The organism is Saccharopolyspora sp. (genome assembly GCF_017434145.1).
Classification (GTDB): domain Bacteria; phylum Actinomycetota; class Actinomycetes; order Mycobacteriales; family Pseudonocardiaceae; genus Saccharopolyspora_C; species Saccharopolyspora_C galaxeae.
On record NZ_JAFRFW010000229.1, the window covers coordinates 1 to 3,043 of the forward strand.

Consider the following 3,043-nt stretch of genomic DNA (forward strand, 5'->3'; position numbering starts at 1 on the left):
GCGGTGCGCCAGCACCGGCACGGCGACCTCCTGCACGTCGTCCGGGACCACGTAGTCCCGGCCGGACAGCGCGGCCTGCGCCCGCGCGGCGCGGATCAGCTGCAGCGTCGAGCGCGGCGAGGCGCCCAGTCGCAGTTCCGGCAGCGACCGGGTGGCGCTGACGATCTCGATCACGTAGCGGCGCAGCTCGGTGCTCACGTGCACCTCGCGCACCGCCTGCAGCAGCGCGCGGATCCGGCCGCCGTCGGCGACCGGGCGCAGCTGGTCCATCGGCTCGTGCCCGGTGTGCTCGTCGACCATGGCCAGTTCGGCCTGCGGATCCGGGTAGCCGACCGACACGCGGGCGGTGAAGCGGTCCCGCTGCGCCTCCGGCAACGCGTAGGTGCCCTCCATCTCCACCGGGTTCTGGGTGGCGATGACCATGAACGGCGCTTCCAGCGGGTAGGTCTCGCCGTCGACGGTGACCTGGTTCTCCTCCATGCACTCCAGCAGCGCCGACTGGGTCTTCGGGGATGCGCGGTTGATCTCGTCGCCGACCACGATGTTGGCGAACACCGGGCCGGGCCGGAACTCGAAGGACTCCGCCTGCCGGGTGTACATCGCCACGCCGGTGATGTCGCTGGGCAGCAGGTCCGGGGTGAACTGGATGCGGTTCACGGTGCAGTCGATGGACCGGGCCAGCGCCTTGGCCAGCGAGGTCTTGCCGACGCCCGGCACGTCCTCGACCAGCAGGTGGCCTTCGGCGAGCAGGGTGACCAGTGCCACCCGCACGACCTCGGGTTTGCCGACCAGCACCTGTTCCACGTTCGCCGCGATCCGCTGCAGCGTCGAGTGCAGGCCGGCGATGGTGCCGGGTTCGGCCGGCTGTTGCGTGCCGCCGTCGCCGGAGCCGGGTTCGGCTTGCCCGCCACCGGCGTAAGCGGTGCCGGATGTGGGCATGTTGGGCGTCACGCAACCTCCAAGGTGCTGCTCCGGGCGCCGCGGCGAGTCACCTTCCGCGTGGGCCCTTCCGCGCGGGCGCTGTTCCGGCGCCGCAGGCGGGCGATCACGGCGATCGTCGGCTGATCGCGCGCTGAGCGTGCCTCCGCAGTGTGCCAAACCGGCGTCGGAGTCCGTACCGGTGCCGGTGGCCTGGCCGTTCCCCACCTTCCCCCACGCCCGACCCCCGGCATCCGCACGGGAGGGCGGGCCGGGTTGCCGGGGGAGATCCCGATCGGGTGTTTCGGCGCAGTCCGGTGCCGAGTGCCGCACCACGTCCCCCACCCCGCACCACTTGCGTTAAGAGGCCGTTTAGCTGGGCAAACGCCCGACTCGCCGCGGCGTGTCGGGCTCCGGTCCCGGTTGACGGTGGAGGGAAGTGGGGTACTGTGGCGCCCGGTGGGGCAAACGGGGGCTCCGCCCGGCTCCGGGGAGCGCCGAGGTGGCCCGGTGCGACCGCCGCTGGTGGCGCAGCGGCAGGCACCGCCGATCGCCCGTCGTTGCCGGAGTCGTCGGACCGTCGGGTCCGCGGGGGAGGTGGTCCCGGGATGTTCCTCGGTACCTACAGCCCCAAGCTCGACGACAAGGGGCGTCTGACGCTGCCTGCGAAGTACCGGGACGCACTGGCAGGGGGGCTGATGGTCACCAAAGGGCAGGACCACTGCCTCTACGTCTTCCCGCGTGCCGAGTTCGAGCAGCTGGCCCGCAAGGTCGCCGAGGCCCCGCTCACCAACGAATCCGTCCGCGCCTACCAGCGGTACCTGTTCGCGGGCACCGACGAGCAGCGCCCGGACGGGCAGGGCCGGATCCCGATCGCACCGGAACTGCGCCGCTACGCGGGACTGGACAAGGACTGCGTGGTGATCGGCGCGATCAACCGGCTGGAGATCTGGAACGCCGAACGGTGGCAGTCCTACCTCGACGAGCACGAGGAGAGCTACGCCCAAGCCAGGGAGGAGGTCCTGCCCGGGTTGTTCTAGCGGGACCGGTGGCGTCCGGCCTCGGTCCGCCTCGGCGTCCTGGTGCACCTTCCCCGGCACCAGGAGGCACGGGCGGGCTGGGACCAGGCGTGATCGGTGCCGCCGGGCGGGAACTTCCGCGAGGCCGCTGCGGCGCCGCGTTGGTGAGACAGCTGTGCAGGTGGACGAGCCTGCCGCCGCCGCAGGGGCGGTGGCGCGGACCAGGTATGCGGGAGGGAGGGACCGCAGTGACCGACGCATCGGAAGCCGGCGGATCCGCCCGCGATCGGCACGTTCCGGTGGCGCTGGCGCGCACGCTGGAACTGCTGGCGCCCGCGCTCGCCGACCGCCCCGCGGTCGCGGTGGACGCGACGCTGGGCATGGGCGGGCACGCGGAAGCGCTGCTGCGCGCGCACCCGCAGCTCACGCTGATCGGCCTGGACCGCGATCCGGAAGCGCTGCGGCTCGCGGGCCTGCGGCTGGCGGAGTTCGCCGACCGGCTGCACCTGGTGCACGCGGTCTACGACGAGTGGGCCGAAGTGCTCGACCGCCTCCAACTGCCCACTGTGGACGCGGTGCTGTTCGACCTCGGGGTCTCGTCGCTGCAGCTGGACGAAGCCGAGCGCGGATTCGCCTACGCCCGGGACGCGCCGCTGGACATGCGGATGGACCCGGGCGCCGGGCAGAGCGCGGCCGACGTGCTCAACACCTACTCCACCGGCGAACTGGTCCGGATCCTGCGCGACTACGGGGAGGAGCGGTTCGCCTCCAAGATCGCCGGCGCGATCGTGCGGGAGCGCGGCAAGGAACCGTTCGACCGCAGCGATCGGCTGGTGCGACTGGTCTACGACGCGGTGCCCGCGGCGAGCAGGCGCACCGGCGGGCATCCGGCGAAACGCACCTTCCAGGCGTTGCGCATCGAGGTCAACGCCGAGCTCGACGTGCTCGGGCGGGCGCTGCCCGCGGCGCTGGACTCGCTGGCCGGGGGCGGGCGGATCGTCGTGCTGTCCTACCACTCGCTGGAGGACCGCCTGGTCAAGCGGGCGATGGCCGAACTCGCCCGGTCCCGCACTCCGATCGACCTGCCCGTGGAACTTCCCGGGCAC

3 protein-coding genes are annotated in these 3,043 nt (G+C 72.5%); 2 read left to right on the forward strand and 1 reads right to left on the reverse strand.

Translation table 11 applies throughout. The features are described from left to right. Positions 1-951: MoxR family ATPase (locus tag IJH84_RS06530; RefSeq protein WP_295141499.1), on the reverse strand; the 951-nt coding region annotated here is incomplete at its 3' end. 575 nt (positions 952-1,526) lie between these two features. Between IJH84_RS06530 and mraZ the strand changes: the two genes are divergently transcribed. Beyond that, positions 1,527-1,958 (forward strand): division/cell wall cluster transcriptional repressor MraZ, encoded by a 432-nt coding sequence (gene mraZ / locus IJH84_RS06535; RefSeq protein ID WP_200070038.1) that lies wholly within the window; start codon positions 1,527-1,529, stop codon positions 1,956-1,958. Positions 1,959-2,164: 206 nt separating this feature from the next. Then, a partial coding sequence (gene rsmH / locus IJH84_RS06540; protein ID WP_295141502.1) for a 16S rRNA (cytosine(1402)-N(4))-methyltransferase RsmH occupies positions 2,165-3,043 on the forward strand: 879 nt, incomplete at its 3' end.